Consider the following 4,027-nt stretch of genomic DNA (forward strand, 5'->3'; position numbering starts at 1 on the left):
CCCTCAAAATTTACGACTAGCCATCTACATCAATAATGCTACCCAGGCTAGTGATTTAGCCAAATACCAGTTGTTATTTGACCCTCAAACCTCTGGTGGACTCCTGGCTGCTATTCCAGCTGAAAACGTTGATGAATGTATCAAGAAGTTGAAAACATTTGGTCACAAGCAAAGCTCCTTGATTGGTAGGGTTATTCCTGCTCCGGAAAGTATGCCAATTACCCTGAATATTGGCTAAAGAGAAAACTACAGCATATTGCAGGTAAATACTGATTGTGAAAAAAATAAATAGGGTTGTCTACAGGACAACCCTTAGAACAATTATATTGTCCCTATTTTATTTTACCAAACGGTCTTAGAAGCATCTGAGGGAAAAACAATATTAGACCTTGGAGTTGCTGATTTGACTTTTGCAGATTTTGGTCAAAGCTGCAAATCAGAAGTCCCCCAAGTTGCACCATTAATTGTGCCATTGTTACCATGACTTGTACGATCAGAAACGGTATTGCCACTACCTTCGTCCAAAGGCCAATATCCCTCTAGTCCTGGTTCATTGCCGATCAAACGGCGGGATATATCCTGTTGGATTTCTGCCTGAGTACGAGTCACTCCCCAAAGCCTGACTTCAGCAATCTTACCCTTAAAAAGATGGGTTTCATTGTTATCGTTATATCTGCCAATTGCTAAATCATTTTCGGGCTCGTAATCAATACCAGAAGATTCTATAGCTCGAGTTGCTTTTTCTACTCCATCCACATAGACCTTCATTTCTTTACCATCGTAAGTTCCAGCAATATGATGCCATTGATTTAATGTAAGGCTATTGCTTTTACTATTCAAATACAGAATTTTTTGAGATGAGGTTTTCAAAGCAAAAAATATCCCGCTTTTCCCATTGAGTAAGAGACCGTATCCACTCTTAGCAGAACCTGTATCAAAAACATTGGAAATAATACCAGCCTCTCTAACTTGGGCTTCACAATAAACCCAAGCTTCTAGGGTGATCTCTTTGGCAATTTTAAATTCAGGCTGATTTCCCAAATCGATATAATCATCCTCACCATCAAATGTGAGAACAGTCTGTTAGGAAGACACAGAAGATGCCGAGGGTCTTTTCCTACTATTTCCATCTTCATCATAATAACGGCCAATATCTACATTTTCTAGTACCCCCAAAGCATCGGGAACCAGTACGGCGGCGGAAAAGTAAAGGGTGACGAGGTAGGAGGCGATCGCCTTCTGGTCAATGCCCATCAAGCGCACCGACACACCTGGAATCTCTTCATGTTCGCCAATCAAGCCGGTTTTACGCAGCCCTACCACCCCTTGCTGCGCTTCACCCACGCGCATCAGCAGAATATTGGATTTGCCTTTGGCGTCTACGGCAAGTTTGTTACTGGCAATAATGGGAACTCCACGCCAGGTGATAAAGGGCGATCCAAACAGGTTCACCGTGGCTGGGGGAACCCCACGACGAGTGCATTCCCGACCAAAGGCAGCGATCGCCTTGGGGTGGGCCAGGAAAAAAGCAGGTTGTTTCCACACCTTAGCCAGGAGTTCATCGAAATCATCCGGGGTGGGGGGACCTGTGCGTGTTGAGAGTCGCATGGAAGGATCCGCCCTGTGGAGTAACCCAAAGGCTCGGTCTGGATCACCATTGCCATCGTTATTGACAATTTCCCATTCCTTGCGCTCCCTTAGCGCTTCAATAGTCAAGCGCAACTGCTCTTGCAACTGATCTCTGGCATTGCTGTAGAGGTCACTGACCCGGGTATGCACCCGCACAATCGTTTGAGCCACCCTTAAGGGATATTCCGGCGGATCATCGTCGTAGTCAACAAAGGTTTGGGTGAGGGTGGGTTCCCCTTCGTGACAACTTAAGATGTCAATGTTCTTTTCTCCGTCCTCGTTTGCGGCAACGTTCTCTAAAATCCTGACATCCCGTCGGTTGACACGGTAAGTCCCCCCTGACACTTCAACCCAAGGCAATAGCTGGAGCAACCAGCGTGGTGAAATGGCCCGCATTTGCGGTGGGGATTTCATGGTGCAGGCTAGTTTCTTGGCTGCACGAACACTTAAACTCTGTTGTGGCTGCTCCGATGTGTAAACCATGGGATGGGTTCTCTTAAACGATTAGGGTCTAAGGGTAAACGCATCTAATTGGCACGATTCCTATATATAGTGTTTTTAAAATTAAATAAACACTATTTTATGTATAAAATTCCTTGTCAACAAGCGCAATAAAGCCTGGTTTATTGAAAAATACTCCCAGTTTATTGACAAGATGCGTTTACCCTGATTATGATATTTAGATTGAGTTTTAGGATAGCTGGTGTTTGGCCTTTTTAATTGCTGCAATCAGCTTATCTACTTCTCCAAAGGTGTTGTAAAACGCTAAGGAGGGGCGCACAGTGCTAGTCAACCCAAACCGTTTCAGGGTGGGTTGGGCGCAATGATGTCCAGCACGTACGGCAATGCCTTCACTATCCAAGAATTTCCCCATATCCTCTGAAGAAATATTCTTAAGAGTAAAGGACAGCGTACTGACCTTACCCGCTGCTGTGCCAATCTGGCGCAATCCTGGAATGGCTGCCATTGCTGCTGTAGCATAAGCCATCAATGCTTCTTCATGTTTAGCCGCCGCTTCAAAACCAATTTGATTGATATAGTCAATGGCTGCCCCTAAACCTACGGCTGCTGCCAGGTTGCCGGTACCTGCTTCAAATTTAGCTGGAATGTCGTTAAAGGTGGTTTTTTCAAAGGAAACAGACTCAATCATGTTGCCACCGCCTTGCCAGGGGGGCATCTCTTTGAGTAAAGCTGCCTTACCATAGAGAGCACCAATGCCAGTGGGGCCAAAGAGCTTGTGACCGGAGAAAACATAAAAGTCAGCCCCCAGGTCTTGAACATTGGTTCGGAAATGGGGAACCGATTGAGCCCCATCGACCACCACCGTAGCACCATGGCGATGAGCCATAGCTGCCATGGTTTTGATGGGCAGCACCGTTCCCAACACATTGGAAACATGACTCAGGGCAACGATACGGGTGCGATCGCTGAGCAGTTTTTGATATTCCTCCAGTAGGATTTCCCCTTGATCACTAATAGGAGCAACCTTTAACAGGGCCCCTTTCTCTTGGGCTAGCATCTGCCAGGGCACAATGTTAGAGTGGTGCTCTAAAGTGGTGAGCACAATCTCATCCCCAGCTTTAACATGCTTGCGACCATAGGTTTGCGCCACCAGATTAATGCCTTCGGTCGTACCCCGTACAAAGACAATTTCCTTGGCTAAACTTGCGCCCAGAAACCGTTGAATTTTCTCCCGAGCGTCTTCGTAGGCATTGGTAGAGCGCGCCGCTAGGGTATGAGCCCCTCGGTGCACATTGGAATTATCCTGCTCGTAGAACTGGGATAGAGTATCGATCACGCTCTGGGGTTTTTGACTGGTGGCCGCATTATCCATCCAGATCAGTGGCTTGCCATGAACCTGCTGGTGCAGAATTGGGAAGTCTCGCCGTACCGCTTCCACATCAAAGCTATCCTGGGGCAGTTGCGAGGTTTGCTGATCAGTGGAAGGCTTGGATGAGCTTGACTCCGCCGGTTTTGAGTCTGGCAAAAAGTAAAACTTAGGTGTGCTTCCAGGGGGTAGGGGCACCGCTGCTGGAGGTTCGGTTAGAGACTGATGCAGATCTGCTTCACTCAGAGGAATGTGACCAGCCCCTTCCTCTAAAATGCTCAGGAACTCGGCACCGGGTAGCATCTCAACCTGGGGTAGAGCCTCGCTGGTGCTCTGTCCCCCAAGTTGTTTGAGGTTTCGGATTTCCCCTTCCCCTTGACCTTGTAGCTCACGGCTCTGGGTTTCTATTGCCCCTCCGAGTTGTTCCGGGGCCACGGTGTTGGTACCGGATGGGTCACCAGCAGGTAGCGTAGAGGCAGCAGAGGTTATGGTTGGAGACAGATTCTGCAAAAAGTAATAATCGGAGGAACTTTCCTCAAATAAAGATGCAGGTTGGGAAGAAGCCGGTGT

General features: G+C 47.4%; 2 protein-coding genes and 2 pseudogenes. 1 reads left to right on the forward strand and 3 read right to left on the reverse strand.

What is annotated here, in order from left to right:
* Nucleotides 1–238: pseudogene (locus tag F6K38_RS36610) on the forward strand (AIR synthase-related protein); the annotation flags it as partial.
* Between the two features lie 185 nt (nucleotides 239–423).
* On the opposite strand, the pseudogene F6K38_RS36615 reads toward F6K38_RS36610, so the two are convergent.
* The 3 genes and pseudogenes from F6K38_RS36615 to F6K38_RS36625 form a co-directional block, all read right to left on the reverse strand.
* Nucleotides 424–1,053 (reverse strand): annotated as a pseudogene (locus F6K38_RS36615) (LamG domain-containing protein); the annotation flags it as partial.
* Nucleotides 1,054–1,083: 30 nt separating this feature from the next.
* Nucleotides 1,084–2,112, reverse strand: a complete 1,029-nt coding sequence (locus tag F6K38_RS36620) for a family 2B encapsulin nanocompartment shell protein (protein ID WP_287359926.1) — start codon at nucleotides 2,110–2,112, stop codon at nucleotides 1,084–1,086.
* Nucleotides 2,113–2,320: 208 nt separating this feature from the next.
* Nucleotides 2,321–3,892, reverse strand: a complete 1,572-nt coding sequence (locus tag F6K38_RS36625; RefSeq protein WP_502709638.1) for a SufS family cysteine desulfurase — start codon at nucleotides 3,890–3,892, stop codon at nucleotides 2,321–2,323.
* Between the last annotated feature and the right edge of the window lie 135 nt (nucleotides 3,893–4,027).

The sequence above is a fragment of the Moorena sp. SIO3B2 genome (genome assembly GCF_010692525.1).
GTDB lineage: Bacteria > Cyanobacteriota > Cyanobacteriia > Cyanobacteriales > Coleofasciculaceae > Moorena > Moorena producens.

Coding starts and splice junctions, on each gene's coding strand:
- F6K38_RS36620 (WP_287359926.1), bottom strand. CDS start 2,112: ATGGTTTACACATCGGAGCAGCCACAACAGAGTTTAAGTGTTCGTGCA.